The organism is Hoeflea sp. AS60, assembly GCF_038900115.1.
In the GTDB taxonomy this organism is placed as follows: domain Bacteria; phylum Pseudomonadota; class Alphaproteobacteria; order Rhizobiales; family Rhizobiaceae; genus Hoeflea.
The window spans coordinates 660838-682994 of record NZ_JBBMQP010000001.1 but is presented as its reverse complement, the minus strand read 5'-3'; the positions used below and the strand labels follow the sequence as shown (position 1 = coordinate 682994).

The following is a 22157-nucleotide window of genomic DNA, read 5'->3' as shown; positions in this document are numbered from 1 at the left end:
GTGATAGAGTGTCAGCAGTGCTTCAGGGAAATTTGCCAATGCGCCGATCAAACCGTTTATTCGAGATCATCCAGATCCTGCGTGCCACAGACCGGCCGATGACGGCGGATACCCTAGCGCGGCAGCTCGAAGTTTCGACCCGCACGATCTATCGCGATATTGCCGCCTTGCAGATGATGAGCACGCCCATCGAGGGTGAACCGGGGGTCGGTTACCTTATGCGCAGGGGCTACAACCTGCCGCCGCTCAATTTCGACCTTGAGGAAATCGAAGCCTTGCGTGTGGGCCTGGCCTTGCTGTCGCGGGCCGGTGACAGCGCGCTGCTCAAGGCGGCCCGCCGGATCCATGAAAAAATCGACGCCCTGCATGGTCCGGCTGACTGGCTCAAGGTGGCGCCCTGGGGGGCCGCGCCGGATGACCCGGCCAAGGGCTGCGTCTCAGTCTCGATGTTGCGCGATGCGATCCGCAGCGAGCGAAAGCTGGAGGTGGTCTATCATGACGAACAGGATTGCCGAACGGTGAGGACCGTGAGGCCTCTGGCGCTGGTCTATCATCTGGAATGTGTGATGCTGGCGTGCTGGTGCGAGCTCAGGTCCGGGTTCCGTCATTTTCGAACGGATCGCATCCATGGCTGCCGGGTTCTAGATCAGTCCTTCGCGGGCCAGGCCGATACACTCAGGTCGATCTGGCCTGATCTGAACCGCTGGGACGCAGCCCTGCCGGAGATGGCCCAATCAACCTGATCTATTGCAGTTCCAGCTCCGCCTCCGGTGCCCGTGCCGGATTGGCAAGTGTGGCCGGCCGCAGCATGGCGTCGACGAAACCGGGAATGTCCATGCGTGGCAGTGCCGGTTCGCCAGTCAGTTGCTTGAGGCCGACCAGCGTCGCATAGATCAGCGTCGCCCGTGAGCGGGCTTCGGGGCCTGTCAGGCCGGCGCCACGCATCTGGAGAGTCAAAAAGGCCAGCCGCTCGGTATCGGCGTCACGGACAACCTTCTCCACCGCTTCATCGCCGGCTGCCCAGTGACGGATAGCGACTTCGGTCATTGGACCGCCATAGTCACGTGTCGGAACGTGCAGAATGTTCTCGATGAAGCGTATGAACAAATCGCGTGGGGACATTTCAGGCGAGACCATGGAGGCGATCACGTCGCTCGTTGCAACGCGACGCCAATGCTCGACCATTGCCGCCCTAAGGGCGGCCAGGTCTTCAAAATGCCAGTAGAATGAGCCCTTGGTGACGCCAAGTTCGAGGCAGAGAAAATCGACCCGGATCGACTTTGGTCCCGAGCTGGTCAACAGTCTGAACGCGGCCTTGATCCAGTCTTCAGGCGTCAGTGTCTGCTTCGTGGCCATGCCGCCTCATACCCAATGCATTGCGTCATTCAATCAATAGATGCGATTTCTTACACACAATATGGCTAACAAAAGGTTAATATGTCGGGGAAACCAGTGAACGCCGGGGGTGGCCTGTGGTTCGGTGAATTGCGCCATGCATAAAAAAGAAGGCCGGATGACCGGCCTTCTGTCTGATCTTCACGGGTGGAGAAATCAGTTGCAACTTGCAATCTGGTTGAGTGCGGCGGTCACGCCCTTGAGCGAATAGCTGTAGGACGTGGCTGTCCCCCGTCGCGATGAGGCCTTGACCGTCATCGAGGTGCCCGCCTTCATGGCCGCAACCAGCTGGGGTTCCTGCGCTGCGTTTTCCACCCAGGCCGAGTTGCCGCGGGTAAACAACGTGAAATCCCGACCGTCGATGTTGACCTGGATTTTCGATGATTCCTGCAGTGGATATCCCATCATTGCCTGCGGCTCATAGCTGACATTCTGGCCGGGGCGCTGCGAAATGAGGAAAAACACATCACCATGATCGACATTGGCCGGCGCCGAACTGGTCGGCACCGAGAGAACATAGCAGACCTTGCCTCCTGCTGAATTGTACGAATAAGCTCCCCAGGCATCAAACTGCTGGATCCTGGTGGGCGATTGCGCCGCCGCGGCGGCGGTCAATGCGAAGAGCGCCGTCACTGCGGTTGCGATTGTCTTCCCAAACATGGCTTTCCTACCGGTTCGTGGTCCTGTGTCACGCGCTGAACGCGCCAACATTTCCCGCTTGTTGCGAGGTGATACATTCATTTTGACTTAATCCTGGTTACCAAACCGTCAATAAATCCCGCAATGGGGCAGGAATCATGTCCGGCTCAGGGGTGGGGCGTCCCTTGCTCACCTTTTGTAACATCTCGAATCCGGCAACAGTTTGACCTTTGTCGAATCCGTTGTACGTGTTGATATATCGACTGCAAGGCGGTGGCTGATCGCTTTGAGCATACGGGGTTGCGCACATTTAATGTCGGATGAAACGAAAGAGCGGCTTGTCCGGCTCGCCAAGGCGGTTGCCGAAAGGCGGGATGAGACAGCTTTTGCGGAATTGTTCGACTATTTCGCGCCCCGGATCAAATCCTATCTGCAGCGTCTTGGCCTGGAGCCCGGACAGGCCGAGGAATTGACCCAGGAGGTCATGATCGTGCTTTGGCACAAGGCGGAATTGTTTGATCCAGCCAAGTCTTCGCTGTCCACCTGGTTGTTCAGGATTGCGCGCAATCGCCGCATCGATGCTTTTCGGCGAGACAGGTCGGCGCTGCTTGATGCGGATGATCCGGCCCTGCAGCCTTCGCAGCCTGACGCGGCGGATGATCTCGTGGAAGCCGAGCAACGTGACGAACGCGTCCGCAAGGCAATGCTTGACCTTCCCGAGGAGCAGCTTGTTCTCTTGCGGCAGGCCTTTTTCCTCGGGCGTTCTCACAGCCAGATCGCGGAAGACACCGGATTGCCGCTGGGAACGGTCAAGTCACGAATCCGCCTGGCATTCGCGCGTCTGCGGCGCACGCTGGAAGGTGATGGCGGCGATATGACCGTGCATTGAAGCCAGCGGACGCATCAAGCGTTCAGGCTGTCAGGCCGGTTCCTTGTCCGCTGCGAGATTGTCGAGCGATTTGCGTGCGGCAAACCGGTGCGCGTCGGTGAGATTGGCGCGAACCGTTGCGATTGCCAGCGTCAGAACCGCGATGTCATCGGAGAACCCGACCACGGCCAGAAAGTCCGGAATCGCGTCCATCGGCATGACAAAGTAGGCAAGCGCGCCAAAAAGTACGGCCTTGGCCTTTCCCGGGGTTTGGGGATCAAGCGCGCAATAGTACGCGGCAACGAGATCCTCAGTGAACGGGATCTGTTTGGCTGCCTTGGCAAAGGTGCGCCAGAACCCTGCGCGGACGGAGGTCTCGTCTGCACCCTTGGTCGTGTTGCCGGTCACGTGGTCCGGTTCGAGGATTTCGCCGTCAAGGCCGGTCATGTTGATGCCTCGCTTGTTCTTTCTTCAAAACGCTGTGACCTTAATATGGTCGTTCCAGCGCCCGGCTTCAATGTCAGCCGCCCTGTTTGCTGCCGGTTCCGCTGGCGATCCGGTCCATGGCGATCGCCAGATCGAAGTCGAGGTCGGTCAGTCCTCCGGCGTCATGGGTGGTCAGCCGAACGTCGACCGTGCGGTAGACATTCTTCCATTCCGGGTGATGATCGAGCTTGTCGGCAACAAGGGCAGCGCGCGCCATGAAGCCAAATGCTTCGCTGAAATCGGCAAATTTGAATGTTCGGCTGAGCGCGGTTTCGCCGGCATCGATTTCCCACGAGGAAACCGCGGCAAGCTTTTCGGAAATGGCTGTGCTATCGAGTTTCTGGCGCGACATGGCGTCCTCCGTGATTGAGATCTGAGAGAGTGGAGCGGTTTCACAATGACATCTAGGGTAGCGGACAATCGAGAAAAGACGCAAATTTCGGTCTTGTTTGTCTGTATGGGCAATATTTGCCGCTCACCTCTGGCCGAAGGTATCTTCCGGAAAGGCCTTGTGGAAGCGCAGCTGACCGATCTTGTCATGGTGGATTCGGCAGGGACCGGCAACTGGCATCAGGGCGATGCGCCCGATCCCCGCTCTGTGGAAACCGCAGCCTCACATGGCATCGATATCTCGGGCCAACGGGCGCGGCAGCTGACGCCGGAAGATTTTGACCGGTTTGACCTGATTTTCGCCATGGATCGCTCCAATGAGGCGACAATGCGGGCGCGGGCGCCTTCCTCGCGGCGTGACAGGATTTTCCTGTTTCTCGACCACACGCTCGGCAGTCGTGTCGATGTGCCCGATCCCTATTACGGCGGTGTCGACGGTTTTGATAGCGTCTATCAGTTGCTGCGCGAAGGCTGCACCGAGCTTGTCTCCAGGCTCGGCAGGGAGTTGCGCCAACCCAGCGGATAGGCCTCTTCAACGATATAGGGTCCACCACCGACCGAATCGCGCGAGGACATCACCACGAAGCGGCCGACGTCGAAGGGCAAGGTGCGGAAATCACCGCGCCCGCCGAGATATTTGACGACATCGCCGACGCGCGCGTTGCGCAACCGCGCAAGCGTGACATGAGGAGAAAAGCGGCGCGGATCCGGCGGCAGTCCATGCCGCTGGCAGATCCTCTCGATCTCGGCCTGCAGCGCCTTCAGTTCCGCCGACGGCGAAACACCGGCCCAGATTGAATGCGGTTTCTTTGACCCGAACGCGCCCAATCCCTCCAGTGACAGCGAGAAGGACGACCGGTTGATCCGGTCGAAGGCGCTGATGAGTTCGTCGGCCGTGGGGCAGTCGATATCACCTATAAATCTCAGTGTGATGTGACAGTTCTCGAAGCTCAGCCAGCGTGCGCCGGGTAATCCGCCGCGCAACAGGGAGAGGGACAAGGCCGCCTCCCGCGGAATTTCGAGTGCGGTAAAAAGCCTGGGCATTACAAGTCCCCCGAATCACCGTTTCATCCAAACGAATCACTTCACGGGGCCGAGGGCAAGCACCTAGATTTCGGGTTCAGGTCGTCACGCCTGATCAATCAGCCTTGATGTCGGATAGAAAGATCTGAGCCACGGGGACAAACTTTTCGACCATCGTATTGATTCCATTGACGTTCGGATGCATGCCATCGCTGAGAAGCAGGTCCTGGTTGCCTGTCACCCCGTCGAGAAAAAAAGGATACAGCGTCAGATCGTATTTGCTGGCCAGGTCTTGATAGATCGTGTTGAAAGCGGTCTCGTAAGCCTCACCCATGTTCGGTGGCGCCAGCATGCCCGCCAGAAGGACGGGGATGCCGCGCTCCTTGAGCCGGACGATCATGGCTTCGATATTTTCACGGGTTTTCTCTGGCGGCAGACCTCGCAAGGCGTCATTGGCGCCAAGTTCGAGAATGACGCCGTCGACGCCATCGGGAATCGACCAGTCGAGCCGGGCAAGTCCGCCCGATGTGGTGTCACCGGACACGCCGGCGTCGACGATGCTGACGTTATGGCCGCGCTCACGCAGCGCCGCTTCAAGCTTTGCGGGAAATCCTTCGCTTGCCTGCAGATTGTAAGCCGCCATCAGACTGTCGCCGAAGCCGACGATCTTGATTTCGTCAGCGGCTGAGGCCTTTACCGGTGTCGCCGCGACGCCAAGGGTCAGACAGAATGCTGCTATCAGGGCCTTAAACGCATGGGCTAAACCTTTAAAACGCATGGGACTGCTCCTAAGTGCTCGACATCAGCCGGTTTCCGCCCGACCGTTCCTTTCCCATATAGGATGTTCAGCCCGTGTCTCAATCCAACGCCAAACCCATTGTCACGCTAAGGCAGGCAAATCTGACACTCGGCAACGGGGCTTCCTCCGTGCATGTGCTCAAAGGCATTGATATCGATATCAATCAGGGCGAGTCGGTCGGCATTGTCGGACCTTCCGGATCTGGCAAATCAACGCTTCTGATGGTCATTGCCGGGCTTGAACGGCTTGATTCGGGCGAAGTTCATGTTGATGGACAGGCGCTGCATGCGCTGAGCGAAGACGCAGTTGCAGCCGTGCGCGGCCGGTCGATCGGCATCGTTTTCCAGTCATTTCACCTCATTCCCAACATGACAGCGCTCGAAAATGTCGCTGTGCCGCTTGAGCTGGCTGGCAAGGCAAACGCTTTCGAGCGGGCGCGTGAAGAGCTGATTGCGGTCGGTCTGGGTGAGCGTCTGACGCATTATCCGGGTCAATTGTCGGGTGGCGAGCAGCAGCGCGTGGCGATTGCCCGGGCGCTGGCGCCGGATCCCGTGCTGATCGTTGCCGATGAGCCGACCGGCAATCTTGATGGCGAAACCGGACGGCAGATTGCCGATCTGCTGTTTGCCAAGCAGGCCGAACGCGGAACAACGCTGCTGCTGGTAACCCATGACGTCACGCTTGCCGACCGGTGCAACCGGCAGATTGCGGTGCGATCAGGCCGGGTTGTTGATGGCGGCGAAGCACAAGCTGCCGCCAAGGTCATGGCCTGATGGCGGCGGCAAAGACTGTCGAGGCAAACGGCCTGCGGCTTGGACTGGCGGCACGGTTGGCGTTTCGCGAGTTGCGAGGCGGTCTGTCCGGTTTTTACATCTTTCTGGCCTGTGTGGCGCTTGGCACCGGCGCGATTGCCGGGGTGAACTCGGTCTCGCAGATGATGACCGGCTCGATTGCATCCGAGGGCAAGACCATTCTTGGCGGCGACATCCGGTTTGAAAGCGACAACCGTGATATCGGTGACGCCGAACGCGCCTATATCGACGGACTTGGCGCAGTTTCGGCTGGCGCCAACATGCGGACCATGGCACGCACGCCGGACGGGTCAGACCAGTCGCTTGTTGAACTGAGGGCAGTGGATGGCGCCTATCCGCTCTATGGCGGTTTCGAGACAGTTCCACCGATGCCGATTGATGCGCTCTTTGCTGAAGAGAACGGCGTTTATGGCGCTGCCGTGGCGCAGATCTTTCTCGACCGGCTGGGAATGAGCGTCGGTGACACAGTGCTCGTTGGCCAGGCAGAACTTGAAATTCGCGGCATCATTGCCGCTGAACCGGATTCGCTGTCGGAGGGGTTTGGCTTTGCGCCGCGGCTGATGATGTCGCGCGAAGCGCTCGACAAGGCCGGGTTGATCCGGCCGGGTAGCCTGGTGGAATTCAGCTACCGGGTGCGGCTTGATGGCGCAGCAAGTGCCAATGATCTGGCTGAATTGCGTGACGAGGCCACGAACCGCTTCCCCGATGCCGGCTGGTCGATCCGCACCAGCCAGAATGCTGCACCATCTCTCACGCGCAATATCGAGCGGTTTTCCCAGTTTCTCACCCTGGTGGGGCTGACGGCGCTGATTGTTGGCGGTGTCGGCATCGCCAATTCGGTGCGCGCCTGGCTTGAGGGCAAGCGCGGCGTGATCGCGACGCTCAAATGCGTTGGCGCGCCGGCGAAGCTGGTGGTGGCGATTTACCTGATGCAGGTGATGCTGATTGCAGGTTTTGGCGTGGTTCTGGGGCTAGCATTTGGCGCCGCAACTCCATTTCTGGCGGCGGGAGCCCTGTCCGGCATCATTCCCATCGCCGTCAGCGCCTCTTTCTATCCGGCTTCGCTTGCTATTGCCGCAGGCTTCGGCCTGATGACGGCCTTCGCCTTCGCGGTACTGCCGCTCGGGCGGGCGGGAGAAGTTCCGGCAACAGCGCTGTTCCGCCAGCAGGGCTTTGAGGCGAGCACGCTGCCGCACTGGCCCTATCTGCTGACTGCCGGTCTTACGCTTGGCGCGCTGTGCGCGGCGGCTATCTGGTTTGCCGATGACCGGCGCATTGCCATGATCTTTGTCGGAGCCGTAATCGTAGCTTTCGCGGTGCTGCGGGTTGTCGGCTATGGGGTGCAGTTGATCGCAAAAAAATGGCCGGCGGTCCGGTCCACGCCGCTGCGTCTCGCCATCGGCAACATTCACCGTCCCGGTGCGCTGACGCCGTCGGTGGTGCTGTCGCTCGGGCTTGGGCTGGCGCTCATGGTTACGCTTGCGCTGATCGATACCAACCTGAGGCGTGAATTGTCGGGCAATCTGCCCGAGCGTGCGCCGAACTTCTTCTTTGTCGACATTCAATCCAACGAGATCGACGGGTTCGACAAGATCGTCTCCGAGATTGCGCCAGGGGGCAAGATCATCAAGGTGCCGATGCTTCGCGGCCGGATCACCCAGCTCAAGGGCGAAGAGGTCAATGCCGAGAATGTGCCGTCAGAAGCCCGTTGGGTCCTCAGAGGCGACCGCGGCGTCACCTACGCAAAGAACCAGCCGGAGAACTCGCGTCTGGCCGCGGGTGAATGGTGGGCTCCCGACTACGAAGGCGAGCCTCTGGTGTCGTTTTCAGCCGAGGAAGCCGGCGAAATCGGTCTGAGCGTCGGCGACACGATCACGGTTTCCGTTCTTGGCCGCTCGATAACGGCACGCATCGCCAATCTGCGCGAGGTCGAGTGGGAATCACTTTCGATCAACTTCGTCATGGTGTTTTCGCCCAACACATTTGCCGGAGCGCCACATTCATGGATGGCGACATTGTCCGATCCGGGCGCTGATGCTGCGGTCGAGGGAGAGGTGCTGCGCGCTGTTACCCAGACCTATCCGACGATCACCAGCGTGCGCGTCAAGGATGCGCTCGAGCTCGCAAACCGCCTTGTCGGCCAGATCGGCATTGCCATCCGGGCCGCAGCGCTGGTAGCTCTGGTTGCCTCGGTGCTGGTGCTTGCCGGTGCGCTGGCGGCGGGTAACCGCTCACGGATTCATGACGCGGTAGTGCTCAAGACGCTGGGTGCGACGCGTGCGACGCTCATTCGCGCCTATGTCTATGAATATGGCCTGCTTGGACTGGCCACGGCCGTTTTTGCGCTTGCCTTTGGCGGCGTGGCATCGTGGTTTGTGGTCAGCCGGATCATGACGCTGCCGTCCGAATTCATGCCCGATATCGCGCTGCTAACGCTCGCCGGGGCGCTGGTTCTGACGGTTGGAATCGGCTTGCTCGGGACCTGGAGGGTGCTCGGCCAGAAGGCGGCACCGGTGCTTCGGGAGCTTTGACACGGGCAAATTGTCGCATTTGTTAAGCAATCGCATAGGTTTCCGGTCATCTTGAATGACTTGGGGTCTTGTCGTGGCCACAGTTCATCCACATATTATGAGCAGGCATGCTGGAGCCCCGCAGCGGCGCCTGGGTCTTGAACCCGACACCGTAAACCTTACCGGGGCTTATAAAGAGGGAAACATGGCTGACTTCCGCAATACCAATGTTCGCACAGCGAACGGTGCCTATGCAGGCACCGACATAGATGCAGGCCTCCGCGCCTACATGCTGCGCGTCTACAATCTGATGGCAATGGGCCTCGGCATCACCGGTGTCGCTGCCTACGCAATCGCAATGTTTGCAACCACCAATGATCCGGCCGCCGCAGTGGCAACGCTGGGCAACGGAAAAATGCTGACCGGTCTCGGCGCAGCTCTCTATGGCTCGCCGCTCAAGTGGGTGGTCATGCTGGCGCCCCTCGGGATGGTATTCTTCCTGAGCGCCCGCATCGAGAAGATGAGCGTTTCTGCCGCGCAGACGACCTTCTGGGTCTTTGCCGGACTGATGGGCGTGTCGCTGTCATCGATCTTCCTGGTCTATACAGGCGCATCGATCACGCAGACTTTCTTCATCACTGCAGCCTCCTTTGGCGCACTGTCGCTCTATGGCTACACGACGAAGAAAGACCTGTCGGCAATGGGCTCGTTCCTGATGATGGGTCTCTTCGGCCTGATCATCGCGATGGTGGTCAACATCTTCCTGCAGTCGAGCGCGCTTCAGTTCGCGATTTCGGGAATTGGCGTTCTGATCTTTGCTGGCCTGACCGCCTATGACACGCAGCAGATCAAGTCGATGTATTACGAGGGCGACACTGACGCCACCGCCGGTCGCAAGGCGATCATGGGTGCGCTGCGTCTCTATCTCGACTTCATCAACCTGTTCATGTTCCTGCTGCAGTTCCTGGGCAACCGCGAATAGCAGACACGACACTGATCAAGAAAAGGCGGTCTTCGGGCCGCCTTTTTTATTGGCTGAAAGCCTGAGCGGCGATACACCGGTAGCCTGACCCACCTACCGGACCGACACCCGATGATCATCCGCGATGCGACGCCAGCCGATCTCACCGAGATCACCCGTATTTATGCCGACAGCGTTCTCAATGGTGTGGCCAGTTACGAGCTTGTGACGCCGGACCAGGTCGAGATGGGAAAGCGAATGTCGGCCATCAGGGAGAATGGCTATCCCTATCTCATCGCCATGGACGAGGAAGGTGCGGTTCTTGGCTACGCCTATGCCTCTGCCTTTCGCACACGACCGGCCTATCGCTGGCTGATCGAGGATTCGATCTATCTGGCGCCGGAGGCGCGCGGCAAAGGCGTTGGGCGGGCATTGCTCGAAATGCTGATTGCGAAGTGTGAGACGCTCGGTTTCCGGCAGATGGTTGCGGTGATCGGCGGTGGCCACCCGGCGTCCATCGCGGTGCACCAGAAGGCAGGCTTTGTCAGTGCCGGCATGATTTCCGGATCCGGTCACAAGCATGGCCGCTGGCTTGATACCGTTTTCATGCAGCGGGCGCTGGGTGATGGCAAGAACACCGATCCTGACCCGGACACCTATCCTGGAACGCTGTTCAAGGGATAAGGCGGTCAGCGCACCAAGCGTGGTGGCTTGTCGAAATATTTCAGCACGGTTTCAAGCTCGTGGCCGCGTTTAAGCACCAGTCCGGCAGCGGAAATGATGGCGAAAGCGCCCTGCTTGCGGGCTCTGGAAGGGTCTTTTTCGATCCGGTAGAGCGGAACTTCGCTGGTACGGCGAAAGGCGGAAAAGACCGCCCGGTCGCGCAAATGATCAATGGCATAGTCGCGCCAGTGTCCCTCGGCGACCATCCTCGAGTAGACCTGCAGAATGCGATCCAGCTCACGCCGCCTGAACGTGACCGGCTCAGGCGTGTTGCGGCGGCGGATTTCTGCCAGATCAACAGTCGCCCTGTCCGTCTTGTCCGTCTGGCTGTCCTGGCTCATGCCGCGGGGTGCCGCGTAATCCGTTCCATCAGCCATTATCTGGTCTGCAAATCAGTTTTCATCGGTTCAGTTTGCCTGACACATGCGTAATTTCAAGCGGAGATGGACATTTTCGGGCCGAATTCGGAGAAACGCAATGCCGCAATGCAGCATCACGAAAGGCTTCAACCGGTCGCTGTTGTTTACTTCCAGAGTTATAGAAATCGGCTCCGGGCCCATTTGAGCCGCATTTCAGCCAAATCCCTGCCGGAATTGAGCGTGATTGTCAGCTTGTTGCCTCAGACGGTTCGGACCGGGGACTTCGTATTTACAGCCCCCCAGCCCCTCGGAGTCCCCGGGACGGATCATCTCAACAGCCAATCAGTGCTCTGGAGCTGAAACGGTTTCAGGGTCGGCGGTTGAGAGCGTCTCAGGTCGTTCCCCCACCCAGGGCGTGAGGCAGCATTCAAATATCCCGCATTGGACCGGCTTCGCGCCGGTCTTTTTTTGTCCCGGGACCGATTCAGATCCTGGCAGCGCCGAGGATGCGTCCGGGCGAGCCGTCCGGGCCGACAACTTGCAGCAGGATGGCGCATTTGCGTCCGGGGTGTGCGGAAATGACCGTTGCGGGCAGCTTCAAGTTGACAGTCTCGCCGTCCCACATTCCCACCGTCTCCATGTCGCGGACGCTGTGGCGATAGGTCATGGTCTTGCCGGAATTCTCGCCGCGCTTGATCTCCACGACGTTGGCTTCATCATAGTAGATCGCCACGATATCTGCCTTGCCTTCGCCCGGTCCGACAGTGATGTTGATCCCGTCTGCTGTCATATCCACCTTCACATCGACGGTCATTCCTGCGCCGATGGCAGACAGCTTTTTCAGGACTTTGCTGATGGCCGAGCCATCCGCGCCGTTGACGTGGTCCGCGCCGTTGATGACTGCCTGGGGGGTGTAGACATTCTTGCGCCGGAGCGAGCGCGCATAGCCATACTGGCGATCCGTGCTTGCCGTGCTCGACAGCGTGTCGGACCATCCAAGATAATTCCAGTAGTTTACGTGATAGCTTAGCGCCAGCACGTCATCCTCATCTGCCAGTCTTGCCAGTTCGGCGTCTGCAGGCGGGCAGGACGAGCAGCCCTGGCTGGTAAACAGTTCCACAACACCCTTGAGATCCCCCGCCTGCGCTGCAACCGGATTGACCAGGACCGAAGAAGTCGCGGCGAGGACCGGAAGGGCGATGGCAAGGGCAAATGTGGGCGCAATCATGAAATCAATCCATTTGGTTCTGGGTAACACTCCGTAAGCTCTTGCAATTCTGTAGCGTGGAGTCCCGCACACGTCCAAATCACGTTGCGGTGAGAGCATCATGACATGTCATCACGCGAAAATTGAAGGGGTCCTGTCGGTTTTCGTTGTCATGGGTATCTGTGCACCCCGTTCCGCGCGCCCATCAATCCGTTCAAACGAAAAACGCCGGGGCAATGCCCCGGCGTTTTCAGTCTCATATATTAGGCTGATCAGGCAGCCAGATCGCGCAGAACGGTCTGCAGGATGCCGCCGTTCTTGAGGTAACCGAGTTCGTCGAGCGTATCGACGCGGCAGATCAGGGGAACCTCCTTGACCGTGCCATCGGCAAAGGTGACGCTGGCAATCTTCTTCTCGCCGGGCTGGACATTGGCCAGGCCCTCGATTGAAATCGACTCGTCGCCCTTCAGACCAAGGCTTTCCCAGGAAGCGCCATTCTCGAAGACAAATGGGATCACACCCATGCCGACCAGGTTGGAGCGGTGAATGCGCTCGTAGGACTGGGCGATGACGGCGCGGACACCAAGCAGATTGGTGCCCTTTGCAGCCCAGTCACGCGACGAGCCATTGCCGTATTCGGCACCAGCGAAGACGACCAGCGGGACGCCTTCTGCCTTGTACTGCATGGCCGCATCGAAGATCGAGACTTCCTCGCGGGACGGATAGTGGAAGGTGTAGCCACCTTCGCGTCCGTTTGGTCCGAGCATGTGGTTACGCAGCCGGATGTTGGCGAAAGTGCCGCGCATCATGACTTCGTGGTTGCCGCGGCGTGTGCCGTACTGGTTGAAGTCGGCAACGCCGACGCCATGATCCATCAGGTAGCCGCCTGCTGGTGACTGTGCCTTGATGGAACCTGCCGGAGAGATGTGGTCGGTGGTGATCTTGTCACCGAACAGGCCAAGCACGCGCGCGCCCTTGATGTCGGAGATGCCGGCGCCGGTCTTGCCCATGCCCTCAAAATAGGGCGGGTTCTGCACATAGGTCGAATTGTCGTCCCAGGCATAGGTCTGGCTTGTCGGCACTTCGACCGCCTGCCAGTTCTCGTCACCCTTGAACACGTCTGCATATTTGGCCGCGTAGAGTGCGCGGGTGACGTATTTCATGATGAATTCCTGGATTTCCTGGCTGGAGGGCCAGATATCCTTGAGGAACACGGGGTTACCATCCTGGTCATCGCCGATCGGCTCTGTGGTCAGATCCTTCTGCACGGAGCCTGCCAGCGCATAAGCCACCACCAGTGGCGGTGAAGCCAGGTAGTTGGCCTGCACGTCAGGTGAGATGCGGCCTTCGAAGTTGCGGTTGCCCGAGAGCACGCCGGCGGCGATCAGACCCTTGTCATTGATGGTCTTGGAGACCGGCGCTGGTAGCGGGCCCGAGTTGCCGATGCAGGTGGTGCAGCCGAAGCCGACAAGATTGAAGCCCAGCGCATCAAGATCGTCCTGCAGACCGGACTTGGCCAGATACTCTGCCACCACCTGACTGCCAGGTGCCAGCGAGGTCTTTACCCATGGCTTGGTCTTCAGGCCCTTGGCGCGGGCGTTGCGGGCCAAGAGGCCTGCGCCGATGAGCACGCTCGGGTTGGAAGTGTTGGTGCAGGATGTGATCGCGGCGATGGCGACATCGCCATGGCCCAGATCGTAATCCTCGCCCTCGACCTGGTAGCGGTTATCGAGCTGATCGGGTTTCTTGTACTCGTCCGCAAGCGACTTGGCGAAACCGGCGGCGATGCCTTCCAGCGGAATGCGACCTTCCGGACGCTTCGGGCCGGCCATCGACGGCACGACGGAACCGAGATCCAGATCCAGCGTGTCGGTGAACACCGGATCGGCGGCACCTGTTGTACGCCACATACCCTGTGCTTTTGAGTAGGCTTCAACCAGCTTGATGCGCTTTTCTTCACGGCCCGATATGGTCAGGTAGTTGATGGTTTCGCCATCAACCGGGAAGAAGCCGCAGGTCGCGCCGTATTCAGGGCCCATGTTGCCGATGGTGGCGCGGTCGGCCAGCGTCATTGAATCAAGGCCGGGGCCGAAGAACTCGACGAATTTCGAGACAACGCCCTTCTTGCGCAGCATCTGCACCACGGTCAGCACCAGGTCGGTGGCGGTGACGCCTTCCTTAAGTGCGCCGGTGAGGCGGAAGCCGATGACTTCCGGCAGCAGCATGGAGATCGGCTGGCCAAGCATGGCTGCTTCGGCCTCGATGCCGCCAACGCCCCAGCCCAGCACGCCCAGACCGTTGATCATGGTGGTGTGGCTGTCGGTGCCGACGCAGGTGTCGGGATAGGCGGTGATTTCGCCGTCTTCTTCCTTGGTCCAGACAGTCTGGCCGAGATATTCGAGATTGACCTGATGGCAGATGCCGGTGCCGGGTGGCACGACGCGGAAATTCTTGAACGCCTGCTGGCCCCATTTGAGGAAGCGGTAGCGTTCGCCATTGCGTTCATATTCGTGCTCGACATTGTGAGCGAGCGCTTGCGGCGTGCCGAATTCGTCGACGATGACCGAGTGGTCGATGACCAGATCGACCGGCACCAGCGGGTTGATCTTCTGAGGGTCGCCGCCGAGTGCCACCATCGCGTCGCGCATGGCGGCAAGGTCGACCACGGCGGGAACGCCGGTGAAATCCTGCATCAGCACGCGTGCCGGGCGATAGGCGATTTCAGCGTCGGCGGTGCCCTTGTCGGTCAGCCATGCGACGACGGCGAGGATGTCATCCTTCTTCACCGTGCCTCCGTCTTCATTGCGCAGCAGGTTCTCGAGAAGGACCTTCATCGAGAATGGAAGCGACGCAATGCCGGTCAGGCCATTCTTCTCGGCCTCGACGAGGCTGTAATAGACATATTCGGTGTCATCGACTTTGAGGGTAGAACGGCAATTGAAGCTGTCGAGTGATTTGGCCACAGGCAACCCGCTTTCATGAGTTCAGCCGAATTTGAGGGCGAACACCTCACACGCTGATTGCGTGGACAAGGATGCGGGTACGGTCATTTCCGCTGTCCGCCCGTGACACCGGGGCGTCATGTTCGGCGCTAGATTGAATTCACGCCGACCGCTGGCGTGGTTGCGGGGGTTATAGATAATTTCGTAAGAACGTGCCAGATCAACCAATGTCCCAATTGGATGTTTTTTTGGGTGGTTAGTTTTTACTGAACGGGAGCGCCAGGCGTCGTCTGACGCCCTGGGATGCGGGGGCCAATGCAGGCAGTTGCCACGAAACTCAAGGGACGGCGCGGCGACAGCGTGCTGTTTGAGGATATCGGCTTTACGGTTGGCCGGGGCGAAGCGCTGATCATCACCGGACCCAATGGTTCGGGAAAATCCACTTTGCTTCGAATTCTGGCCGGATTGCTGGCTGCTGATTCGGGGGAGTTTCTGCTTCACGGTGACGATGGAACGGCACTGCCGATTTCTGAATTCGCGCATTATCTTGGCCACCGCAATGCGATGAAACGCGAACTCAAAGTGTCTGAAAATCTCGACTTCTGGAAGCGCTTCCAGCGCAGCGAAAACGGCGAAGGCGTGTCGAGCGATGAAGCCATCGAAGCGGTCGGGTTGACCGGTGTCGCCCATCTGCCCTTCGGTTATCTGTCTGCTGGTCAGCAGCGGCGAATTGCGCTTGCGCGGCTTCTGGTTTGCAAGCGGCCGCTGTGGTTGCTTGATGAACCCACGGCGGCGCTCGACAGGCGTTCCGATCAGATGTTTGCCGATCTGGTGCGCAAGCATCTCGCCAGCGGCGGCCTGGCCATTGCCGCCACGCATCAGCCGCTCGGGCTCGAGAATGTAAAGACACTGGAACTATCGGGAATTCACAGTGCAGCGTCAGCGTCTGGGGAGACGTGGACGTGATTGCGCTTCTCAGGCGCGATCTGGCGATTGCCACCCGTTCGGGTGGCGCTGCAATGCTCGGTGTCCTGTTCTTTCTGGCGGTGGTGGCGGTGATCCCGTTTGGCATTGGCCCGGATCTCAATCTTCTGGCCCGGATCGGGCCCGCAATTCTCTGGATCGGCGCGCTGCTTGCCTCGCTTCTTGGTCTCGACCGGCTGTTTCAGGCTGATCGCGAAGATGGCTCGCTTGACATGCTTGTGATGCAGGACTGGTTTACTCTGGTGCTGACGGTGTTCGTCAAAAGCCTGGCCCACTGGCTCGCCACAGGCCTGCCTTTGGTGCTGGCGGCCCCGCTTCTGGGCCTGTTGATGAACATGAGCGCGACCGCCACAGGCGCCGTGATGCTGACGCTGCTGGTTGGTACGCCTGCGATTTCCTTCATCGGCGCGGTGGGAGCTGCCATCGCAGTGGCGCTGCCGCGCGGTGGGCTGCTGGTCTCGATCCTGATCCTGCCGCTGGCGATCCCGATTCTTATCTTTGGCGTCAGCGCGTCCTATGCGGCTGTCACCGACCCTGACCCGTTCTGGCCGCCGTTCATGATGCTGTCGGCGATTGCCCTGTTTTTCGCAGCTCTTGGCCCGGTTGCGGCCTCGGCGGCGCTCAGGGGAGCTGCAGATTGATTTGTCGCATTGAAACCGGACGCATCAAGGATTAGAAAAAAGCCATGAGTGACACAACCGTATCCCAAGGCTGGTTTACGAGCCTCGCCAATCCGACGCGCTTTCTCGCCTTGTCCGGGCGGATTTTGCCGTATCTGGCAACGGCTGCGGCGTTGTCGCTGCTGATCGGGCTTTATATGTCGTTTGCGGCGCCCGAGGATTACCAGCAGGGTATCACGGTGAGGATCATGTTCATCCATGTGCCGGCTGCCTGGCTTGCGATGATGTGCTATTCGGTGATGGCGATTGCCTCGATCGGAACACTGGTCTGGCGGCATCCGCTCGCCGACGTTGCCGCCAAGACAGCACTGCCGATCGGAGCAGCCTTCACCTTCCTGTCCCTGCTGACAGGCTCGCTCTGGGGCAGGCCGATGTGGGGCACATGGTGGGTCTGGGATGCGCGGCTGACCTCGGTGTTCGTGCTTTTCCTAATGTATCTCGGGCTGATGGCACTGCACAAGGCGATGGATGATCCGGCCCGCGCCGCCCGTCCCGCCGCTGTGCTGACGCTGGTCGGCTTCATCAATATCCCGATCATCAAGTTTTCGGTCGATTGGTGGAACACACTGCACCAGCCGGCAAGCGTGATGCGGCTTGATGGCCCCACGATCCACCCGACCCTGCTTTATCCGCTGTTGGTGATGGGCATCGCCTACACGCTGATCTTTTTCACCTTTCACCTGATGGCGATGCGCAACGAGATCCTGCGGCGGCGTGTGCAGACGATGCGGCGTCAGGCCGCGCAATCTATCGGCAGCGGGGCATAACCAAGATGATGAGCCATGAGGCCTTTGTGTTTGTGTCCTACGCGGCAACTGCGGTCACGCTTGCCGGGTTGCTGGTGTCCATACTGCTTGACGGGCGAGCGCGCCGACGCGAACTTGCCGAGCTCGAGGCGCAGGGCGTGCGGCGGCGTTCGAACACTGCCAGCGGGTCCAACTGATGAGCGAAGACACCCATGAAGAAGCCGCAGCTGCAGCTTCCGGTCGTCGACGGCGGCTGATCGCGTTCCTGCCGCTCGTGTTGTTTGTCGCGCTGGCGGGCGTGTTTCTCTACCAGCTTGGCTCCGGCAAGGACGCCAGCGAAATCCCCTCGGTTCTGATCGGCACCAAGGCGCCATCGCTGTCGTTGCAGCCGCTTGAAGGGCTGATGGCTGACGGAGCACCCGTTCCGGCGCTTACCGATGCCGAGATCAAGGGCAAGCTGGCGCTGGTCAATGTCTGGGCTTCCTGGTGCGTGCCATGCCGACAGGAGCATCCGGTGCTGCTGGAGCTGTCGCGCGATCCGCGGATCAAGCTCGTCGGCATCAACTACAAGGACAAGAACGACAATGCGCTCAGGTTTCTGGGCGAGCTGGGCAATCCTTTCGCCGCCGTGGGCATTGATCCGGCCGGCAAGTCGGCGATCGACTGGGGCGTTTACGGAATTCCGGAGACCTATCTGGTCGCCCCTGACGGGGAAATCCTGTTCAAGCAGATCGGCCCTTTCACGGTCGAGAGCCTGCGTGACAAGCTGCTTCCGGCGATTGAAAAGGCGATGTCGCCGACCAGTTAAGCGGTTTTTGTCATTTTCGCTCTCGACAGATCTCGCCGTGCCTGCGTGTCGGCTCTATGTTGTCGGCCATGAGCACACCCAAGACATTTGACCGCCTGATTCCCGATGGCGATACCCATGAACGCGATGTCTGCCGCACCTGCGGCTTCGTCAATTACCAGAACCCGCGCATCGTGGTCGGATCGGTGGTTCGGCACGAAGGCAAGGTGCTCTTGTGCCGGCGCGCTATCGAGCCGCGCCGCGGCTTGTGGACGATTCCGGCGGGTTATCTTGAACTCAACGAGACCCCAGAGGATGGCGCAAGGCGCGAGGCGCGCGAAGAGGCACTGGCCCATCTGAAGCTGGGGGAAATGCTGGCGGTCTATTCCGTGCCGCACCTGAGCCAGGTTCAACTGATCTGGCGCGCCGAGCTGATGGACCCAGGCGCGGGCGCAGCGCTTTTCGGTGTCGGCGAGGAGAGCCTGGAGGTTGAACTGTTCGACTGGGACAATCTGCCCACCGACGAGATCGCCTTCCCAACAGTGCACTGGATGCTGAGCCACGAGCGCGAAGTGATGGCGAAGGGGTATTCGGGACCGTTCGGCAATCCGGCTTAGTCTTGGCATAAGGTTTGTCAGGTCCGGCGACATCCCTGTTTTCAAAGCCATCTTGAAATAAATTTCGACGCGCTGCATCCAAACCGCATCGTCGCTGAGTCTTAGGGGTATCCAGGCTGCAGATGGGCTGCAGTCGGAAGACCAGAGGACTTAGACCATGAACAAGCTTACATCCGTTTTCGCCGTGACAGCTCTTCTTGCAGGCACGTCCATTGTACCCGCTCAGAGCCAGAACCTGACCGCCATCGCTCTGTCGGGCGACAACATGATTCACAAGATCGACATTGCCACAGCAACGGTGAGTGCTTCGATGGAAGTGCAGGGCGTTGCCAAGCTGCTTGGCATTGACCTGCGTCCGGCCACCGGCCAGCTGATTGGCGTCACCGACACGTTTGAAATCGTTGAAATCAATCCCGAAACCGGCGCTGCAACCGTGATCTCCAAGATGGACAAGGAGCTGCCCATCGATGGCGCTGTCATCGTCGACTTCAACCCGATGGCCAACAAGCTGCGCTTCATGTCGGGCACCACCAACCACCGCGTCGACATCGAAAGCGGCGCTGTGACCGTGGATGGCAGCCTTGCCTATGAAGCAGCCGACATGCACGCGGGCGAAGCCCCGGCTATCGTTGCTGCTGCCTATATCAATTCCTACGGCAAGCCCGAGGCGACAGCGATGTATGACATCGACAGCACCATCGTGGCACTGATCAAGCAGACTTCGCCCAATGACGGCACTCTCGCTGCTGTCGGCAAGCTCGGCATCGACGGCACCCCTACCTATGCCTTTGACATTGCGACCGATGCCGCGGGCACCAACACCGCATGGCTGGTCTCGGGTTCCATGCTCTACACCGTGTCGCTTGAAAGCGGCGCAGTCGACAAGAGCTGGGAGCTGAAGGGCACGGACGGCGCTACCGTGCGCGACATCACCTTCATGACGGCGATGTAATCCGTCTCTGACGTTGGCCGGTGCGGGGCTTCCCGCACCGGCTTTCAATTCCGCGGTTTTCGTTTGAGTTTGAGCATGTCTGTCATGGACGGTTTCCACCATTGTGAAAAGTCTGATCCTGGTTTGACAGGCTATGGGGCGCTCTCTAATCCTTCTCCCGGAAAAACGGCTCATCGCCGCGAACCGGGAAAGAGCACACACGTGACAGACCTCTCTGCCCTGATCCAATCCTGCGCTGCAGGGGATCGGTCTGCCCTGAAACGCATCATGGAGTCCGAGGGCGGGCGAATGCTCGGCGTTGCGCGGCGGATGTTGCGGCGGCAGGATCTGGCCGAGGATGCGGTGCAGGAAAGCTTTGTTCTGGTCTGGCGGAAGTCTCATCAGTTCGACCAGAGCCAGGGTCAGGCAAAATCCTGGCTCTACACGATTTTGCGCAACAGATGCCTGACGCTGTTGAGACACAATGATCGCGAAATCGCGCTTGATCCAATGGAAGCGGAAACGGCGTCTGATGATGCCATTCTCGAGCTTGCCTACAACCGCCTCGAGCGCACAAATGATCTGCGCGTATGTCTTGAGACCCTGGAGCCGAACAGACGCATGGCCATCATCTCGTCCTATGTCCTGGGCTACAGCCACGGTGAGATTGCCGGGCGCATGGGCGCGCCGCTCGGCTCGGTCAAGGCATGGGTGCGGCGCGGGTTGCTGACATTGCGGGAGTGCCTGTCATGACCGACCGTTCACTGTCTGAACGTATTGACGAGGTTGTGCTGGGCCTGGCCAGCGAGACCGAGATGGCCGAGATCGAGGCGTTGTGCGCGGCCGATGCCGATATCGCGGCCCAGCTTGAACGCGCCCGCAGCCGGTTTGCGGCGCTTGATGACACCGCTGACATTATGCCACTCCCGGATGACCTCTGGCAGCGTGTCGAGACATCTCTCGACGCAAAAGAACCCGATGGATCCAGCGCGGCGCAATCGGCTGACATCATCAAATTAGTTCCGCTTCAGAAAGCGGTGAGTAAATGGCGCGCGACGGCATTGAGCGGGCTCGCTGCCGCACTTCTGCTTGCCGTCGGCCTGGGCTGGTCCTTGCTGAACGTGGCCGAGCCGACGATCATCGCCGTGCTGCTCGACAGCCAGGGCCAACCGATTGCGCTGGTCGAAGGCAATGACAACAACAAGACCCTAATCACGCTTCTGGAAAACGCGCGCGTGCCCGATGATCGGGTCATGCAGGTCTGGACCAAGCCTGAAGAGGATGGCAGCCCCGTTTCGCTCGGTCTTCTGGCCGCCGCGCGGTCGCGCACCCTGTCCGTCGACGGCCTGCCGCCGCCTCGTGCGGATCAGCTTTACGAGATTACCTACGAACCTCTGGGCGGCTCTCCGACCAATCTGCCGACAGGGCCGATCCTTGGAAAAGGCTTTGCGAAACTGCCAGTCTACTGAGGGCAAGCTGAAATCAGGCGAAGGCGCCTATCTCGGAACCCGGGCTGGGTCCAGGCAGAATGTCCCGTGCCGATGACGCGCTTTTGTGCTATAAAGACATGTCTTTGAAGATGTGGCGCAACGACAGTCGTTGGAAATTCTGATGTTGGCATACCCGCCCGCGCGGCTCCTCCAGAAAGTTCGACAATCCTGCTTCATGCTGGGAGCACTCCTGGTGTCCGGGCAGGCCGCTCAATCCGAGCCGCAAACCCTTCAATTCCCCTATGAGAACGTGTCGGATCTTCGAGGCGTCCTGAATGTGTTTCATCTCTTCCGGCAGGCCTGTCTGAATCAACCTGTAACTCGAGATCTTCCCGAGATGCTTGTCCCCGAAGGCTACCGGATTCTCACCCGTGAAGACCATTTGTGGGGGACAGCGCGGGGTGCGACCGAAGGAAAGACGGCCATCTTGTCAAAGACCGGCAGCGAGCAGGGCGACTGGGATGGCGGTCATGCCTTTGTCGATTTCCTGATGCCCACCGACCAAGACCCCGATGGTCAATGCACTGTCTACTGGAAACGAGCGTGGGACTACGAGCAGGGACGGGCCAGACTGGCGCTCGGGCTGTTTGGCGTCTTCGATGCGCAGGTGTCCTATCGTCTCGCGGCTGTTCTTGCTTCACCACCCGACGATTCATTGATCTGGAAAAGACCAAGCTATGTCGGTGTGAGCGATTGGTTTACCCGGTGTTGGGACGGGAAACTCTGCAATTTCAAAGTGCTGTACAACATCGACCCCAAAACAGGGATCGACATGTCGATCTCTCGTGGCTCTGTTCGGCCTTAGCCC

At 59.7% G+C, this 22157-nt stretch carries 26 protein-coding genes; 17 read left to right on the top strand and 9 right to left on the bottom strand.

What is annotated here, in order from left to right; genetic code table 11:
• The first annotated feature begins 38 nt into the window (after positions 1 to 38).
• Positions 39 to 743, top strand: a complete 705-nt coding sequence (locus WNZ14_RS03235; RefSeq protein WP_342867163.1) for a YafY family protein — start codon at positions 39 to 41, stop codon at positions 741 to 743.
• 1 nt (position 744) lies between these two features.
• Here WNZ14_RS03235 and WNZ14_RS03230 read toward each other — a convergent pair whose 3' ends face one another.
• A complete protein-coding gene (locus tag WNZ14_RS03230; protein ID WP_342867162.1) occupies positions 745 to 1356 on the bottom strand; it encodes a TetR/AcrR family transcriptional regulator in 612 nt (203 codons plus the stop codon).
• A 195-nt stretch (positions 1357 to 1551) separates the two neighbouring features.
• Positions 1552 to 2055: an invasion associated locus B family protein gene (locus WNZ14_RS03225; protein ID WP_342867161.1), complete on the bottom strand. Its 504-nt coding sequence runs from the start codon at positions 2053 to 2055 to the stop codon at positions 1552 to 1554.
• 292 nt (positions 2056 to 2347) lie between these two features.
• Between WNZ14_RS03225 and WNZ14_RS03220 the strand changes: the two genes are divergently transcribed.
• Positions 2348 to 2923 carry a sigma-70 family RNA polymerase sigma factor gene (locus tag WNZ14_RS03220; RefSeq protein WP_342867160.1) on the top strand — a complete coding sequence of 192 codons (576 nt, stop codon included), beginning with the start codon at positions 2348 to 2350 and terminating at the stop codon, positions 2921 to 2923.
• Positions 2924 to 2953: 30 nt separating this feature from the next.
• Here the strand turns inward: WNZ14_RS03220 and WNZ14_RS03215 are convergent, their stop codons facing one another.
• Both WNZ14_RS03215 and WNZ14_RS03210 read right to left on the bottom strand, forming a co-directional pair.
• Positions 2954 to 3349 carry a YkvA family protein gene (locus WNZ14_RS03215; protein WP_342867159.1) on the bottom strand — a complete coding sequence of 132 codons (396 nt, stop codon included), beginning with the start codon at positions 3347 to 3349 and terminating at the stop codon, positions 2954 to 2956.
• 73 nt (positions 3350 to 3422) lie between these two features.
• The gene (locus WNZ14_RS03210) at positions 3423 to 3740 is read right to left on the bottom strand and encodes a 4a-hydroxytetrahydrobiopterin dehydratase (RefSeq protein ID WP_342867158.1); all 318 of its coding nucleotides are present in this window, start codon (positions 3738 to 3740) and stop codon (positions 3423 to 3425) included.
• Between the two features lie 105 nt (positions 3741 to 3845).
• On the opposite strand from WNZ14_RS03210, the gene WNZ14_RS03205 reads away from it, so the two are divergent.
• Positions 3846 to 4304, top strand: a complete 459-nt coding sequence (locus tag WNZ14_RS03205; RefSeq protein WP_342868494.1) for a low molecular weight protein-tyrosine-phosphatase — start codon at positions 3846 to 3848, stop codon at positions 4302 to 4304.
• Here WNZ14_RS03205 and thpR read toward each other — a convergent pair.
• Entirely contained in the window at positions 4232 to 4822 is a 591-nt protein-coding gene (gene thpR, locus WNZ14_RS03200) for an RNA 2',3'-cyclic phosphodiesterase (protein WP_342867157.1), read from the bottom strand. The genes WNZ14_RS03205 and thpR overlap by 73 nt on opposite strands.
• A 94-nt stretch (positions 4823 to 4916) precedes the next feature.
• The gene (locus tag WNZ14_RS03195) at positions 4917 to 5579 is read right to left on the bottom strand and encodes an arylesterase (protein WP_342867156.1); all 663 of its coding nucleotides are present in this window, start codon (positions 5577 to 5579) and stop codon (positions 4917 to 4919) included.
• Positions 5580 to 5653: 74 nt separating this feature from the next.
• Here WNZ14_RS03195 and WNZ14_RS03190 point away from each other — a divergent pair, with 74 nt between their 5' ends.
• From WNZ14_RS03190 to WNZ14_RS03175, 4 genes are all read left to right on the top strand, one after another.
• A complete protein-coding gene (locus WNZ14_RS03190) occupies positions 5654 to 6373 on the top strand; it encodes an ABC transporter ATP-binding protein (protein ID WP_342867155.1) in 720 nt (239 codons plus the stop codon).
• Positions 6373 to 8943: an ABC transporter permease gene (locus tag WNZ14_RS03185; RefSeq protein ID WP_342867154.1), complete on the top strand. Its 2571-nt coding sequence runs from the start codon at positions 6373 to 6375 to the stop codon at positions 8941 to 8943. Before WNZ14_RS03190 ends, WNZ14_RS03185 begins: the two co-directional genes overlap by 1 nt.
• A gap of 184 nt (positions 8944 to 9127) precedes the next feature.
• On the top strand, positions 9128 to 9904 hold the full coding sequence (locus WNZ14_RS03180; RefSeq protein ID WP_342867153.1) for a Bax inhibitor-1/YccA family protein: 777 nt from the start codon (positions 9128 to 9130) through the stop codon (positions 9902 to 9904).
• 111 nt (positions 9905 to 10015) lie between these two features.
• The gene (locus WNZ14_RS03175; RefSeq protein ID WP_342867152.1) at positions 10016 to 10567 is read left to right on the top strand and encodes an N-acetyltransferase family protein; all 552 of its coding nucleotides are present in this window, start codon (positions 10016 to 10018) and stop codon (positions 10565 to 10567) included.
• A gap of 5 nt (positions 10568 to 10572) precedes the next feature.
• On the opposite strand, the gene WNZ14_RS03170 is transcribed toward WNZ14_RS03175, so the two are convergent.
• The 3 genes from WNZ14_RS03170 to acnA form a co-directional block, all read right to left on the bottom strand.
• Positions 10573 to 10947 carry a DUF2794 domain-containing protein gene (locus WNZ14_RS03170; RefSeq protein ID WP_342868493.1) on the bottom strand — a complete coding sequence of 125 codons (375 nt, stop codon included), beginning with the start codon at positions 10945 to 10947 and terminating at the stop codon, positions 10573 to 10575.
• 502 nt (positions 10948 to 11449) lie between these two features.
• Positions 11450 to 12193, bottom strand: coding sequence for a DUF1223 domain-containing protein (locus WNZ14_RS03165; RefSeq protein WP_342867151.1), 744 nt, complete (start codon positions 12191 to 12193; stop codon positions 11450 to 11452).
• A 251-nt stretch (positions 12194 to 12444) separates the two neighbouring features.
• On the bottom strand, positions 12445 to 15135 hold the full coding sequence (acnA, locus tag WNZ14_RS03160) for an aconitate hydratase AcnA (protein WP_342867150.1): 2691 nt from the start codon (positions 15133 to 15135) through the stop codon (positions 12445 to 12447).
• 294 nt (positions 15136 to 15429) lie between these two features.
• On the opposite strand from acnA, the gene ccmA reads away from it, so the two are divergent.
• The 10 genes from ccmA to WNZ14_RS03110 all read left to right on the top strand — a co-directional run bounded on the left by ccmA (position 15430) and on the right by WNZ14_RS03110 (position 22154).
• A complete protein-coding gene (gene ccmA / locus WNZ14_RS03155; protein ID WP_342867149.1) occupies positions 15430 to 16080 on the top strand; it encodes a heme ABC exporter ATP-binding protein CcmA in 651 nt (216 codons plus the stop codon).
• Positions 16077 to 16739 carry a heme exporter protein CcmB gene (gene ccmB, locus WNZ14_RS03150; RefSeq protein ID WP_342867148.1) on the top strand — a complete coding sequence of 221 codons (663 nt, stop codon included), beginning with the start codon at positions 16077 to 16079 and terminating at the stop codon, positions 16737 to 16739. Before ccmA ends, ccmB begins: the two co-directional genes overlap by 4 nt.
• A 44-nt stretch (positions 16740 to 16783) precedes the next feature.
• Positions 16784 to 17545 (top strand): heme ABC transporter permease, encoded by a 762-nt coding sequence (locus WNZ14_RS03145; RefSeq protein WP_342867147.1) that lies wholly within the window; start codon positions 16784 to 16786, stop codon positions 17543 to 17545.
• Between the two features lie 5 nt (positions 17546 to 17550).
• Positions 17551 to 17721 (top strand): heme exporter protein CcmD, encoded by a 171-nt coding sequence (ccmD, locus tag WNZ14_RS03140; RefSeq protein ID WP_342867146.1) that lies wholly within the window; start codon positions 17551 to 17553, stop codon positions 17719 to 17721.
• On the top strand, positions 17721 to 18332 hold the full coding sequence (locus WNZ14_RS03135) for a DsbE family thiol:disulfide interchange protein (RefSeq protein ID WP_342867145.1): 612 nt from the start codon (positions 17721 to 17723) through the stop codon (positions 18330 to 18332). Before ccmD ends, WNZ14_RS03135 begins: the two co-directional genes overlap by 1 nt.
• 68 nt (positions 18333 to 18400) lie before the next feature.
• Positions 18401 to 18928: an NUDIX hydrolase gene (locus tag WNZ14_RS03130; RefSeq protein WP_342867144.1), complete on the top strand. Its 528-nt coding sequence runs from the start codon at positions 18401 to 18403 to the stop codon at positions 18926 to 18928.
• 157 nt (positions 18929 to 19085) lie between these two features.
• Positions 19086 to 19880 (top strand): DUF4394 domain-containing protein, encoded by a 795-nt coding sequence (locus WNZ14_RS03125; protein WP_342867143.1) that lies wholly within the window; start codon positions 19086 to 19088, stop codon positions 19878 to 19880.
• A 201-nt stretch (positions 19881 to 20081) separates the two neighbouring features.
• Positions 20082 to 20612: a sigma-70 family RNA polymerase sigma factor gene (locus WNZ14_RS03120; RefSeq protein WP_342867142.1), complete on the top strand. Its 531-nt coding sequence runs from the start codon at positions 20082 to 20084 to the stop codon at positions 20610 to 20612.
• Positions 20609 to 21328, top strand: a complete 720-nt coding sequence (locus tag WNZ14_RS03115; RefSeq protein WP_342867141.1) for an anti-sigma factor — start codon at positions 20609 to 20611, stop codon at positions 21326 to 21328. Before WNZ14_RS03120 ends, WNZ14_RS03115 begins: the two co-directional genes overlap by 4 nt.
• Before the next feature lie 142 nt (positions 21329 to 21470).
• Complete coding sequence (locus tag WNZ14_RS03110; RefSeq protein ID WP_342867140.1) at positions 21471 to 22154, top strand: hypothetical protein; 684 nt, start codon at positions 21471 to 21473, stop codon at positions 22152 to 22154.
• The last annotated feature ends 3 nt before the right edge of the window (positions 22155 to 22157 follow it).

Bases quoted from the DNA above. Each gene is read 5' to 3' on its own strand.
- WNZ14_RS03235 (WP_342867163.1), top strand. From the start codon at position 39: ATGCGCCGATCAAACCGTTTATTCGAGATCATCCAGATCCTGCGTGCC.
- WNZ14_RS03230 (WP_342867162.1), bottom strand. From the start codon at position 1,356: ATGGCCACGAAGCAGACACTGACGCCTGAAGACTGGATCAAGGCCGCG.
- WNZ14_RS03225 (WP_342867161.1), bottom strand. From the start codon at position 2,055: ATGTTTGGGAAGACAATCGCAACCGCAGTGACGGCGCTCTTCGCATTG.
- WNZ14_RS03220 (WP_342867160.1), top strand. From the start codon at position 2,348: ATGTCGGATGAAACGAAAGAGCGGCTTGTCCGGCTCGCCAAGGCGGTT.
- WNZ14_RS03215 (WP_342867159.1), bottom strand. From the start codon at position 3,349: ATGACCGGCCTTGACGGCGAAATCCTCGAACCGGACCACGTGACCGGC.
- WNZ14_RS03210 (WP_342867158.1), bottom strand. From the start codon at position 3,740: ATGTCGCGCCAGAAACTCGATAGCACAGCCATTTCCGAAAAGCTTGCC.
- WNZ14_RS03205 (WP_342868494.1), top strand. From the start codon at position 3,846: ATGGGCAATATTTGCCGCTCACCTCTGGCCGAAGGTATCTTCCGGAAA.
- thpR (WP_342867157.1), bottom strand. From the start codon at position 4,822: ATGCCCAGGCTTTTTACCGCACTCGAAATTCCGCGGGAGGCGGCCTTG.
- WNZ14_RS03195 (WP_342867156.1), bottom strand. From the start codon at position 5,579: ATGCGTTTTAAAGGTTTAGCCCATGCGTTTAAGGCCCTGATAGCAGCA.
- WNZ14_RS03185 (WP_342867154.1), top strand. From the start codon at position 6,373: ATGGCGGCGGCAAAGACTGTCGAGGCAAACGGCCTGCGGCTTGGACTG.
- WNZ14_RS03180 (WP_342867153.1), top strand. From the start codon at position 9,128: ATGGCTGACTTCCGCAATACCAATGTTCGCACAGCGAACGGTGCCTAT.
- WNZ14_RS03175 (WP_342867152.1), top strand. From the start codon at position 10,016: ATGATCATCCGCGATGCGACGCCAGCCGATCTCACCGAGATCACCCGT.
- WNZ14_RS03170 (WP_342868493.1), bottom strand. From the start codon at position 10,947: ATGAGCCAGGACAGCCAGACGGACAAGACGGACAGGGCGACTGTTGAT.
- WNZ14_RS03165 (WP_342867151.1), bottom strand. From the start codon at position 12,193: ATGATTGCGCCCACATTTGCCCTTGCCATCGCCCTTCCGGTCCTCGCC.
- ccmA (WP_342867149.1), top strand. From the start codon at position 15,430: ATGCAGGCAGTTGCCACGAAACTCAAGGGACGGCGCGGCGACAGCGTG.
- WNZ14_RS03145 (WP_342867147.1), top strand. From the start codon at position 16,784: ATGAGTGACACAACCGTATCCCAAGGCTGGTTTACGAGCCTCGCCAAT.
- ccmD (WP_342867146.1), top strand. From the start codon at position 17,551: ATGATGAGCCATGAGGCCTTTGTGTTTGTGTCCTACGCGGCAACTGCG.
- WNZ14_RS03135 (WP_342867145.1), top strand. From the start codon at position 17,721: ATGAGCGAAGACACCCATGAAGAAGCCGCAGCTGCAGCTTCCGGTCGT.
- WNZ14_RS03130 (WP_342867144.1), top strand. From the start codon at position 18,401: ATGAGCACACCCAAGACATTTGACCGCCTGATTCCCGATGGCGATACC.
- WNZ14_RS03125 (WP_342867143.1), top strand. From the start codon at position 19,086: ATGAACAAGCTTACATCCGTTTTCGCCGTGACAGCTCTTCTTGCAGGC.
- WNZ14_RS03115 (WP_342867141.1), top strand. From the start codon at position 20,609: ATGACCGACCGTTCACTGTCTGAACGTATTGACGAGGTTGTGCTGGGC.
- WNZ14_RS03110 (WP_342867140.1), top strand. From the start codon at position 21,471: ATGTTGGCATACCCGCCCGCGCGGCTCCTCCAGAAAGTTCGACAATCC.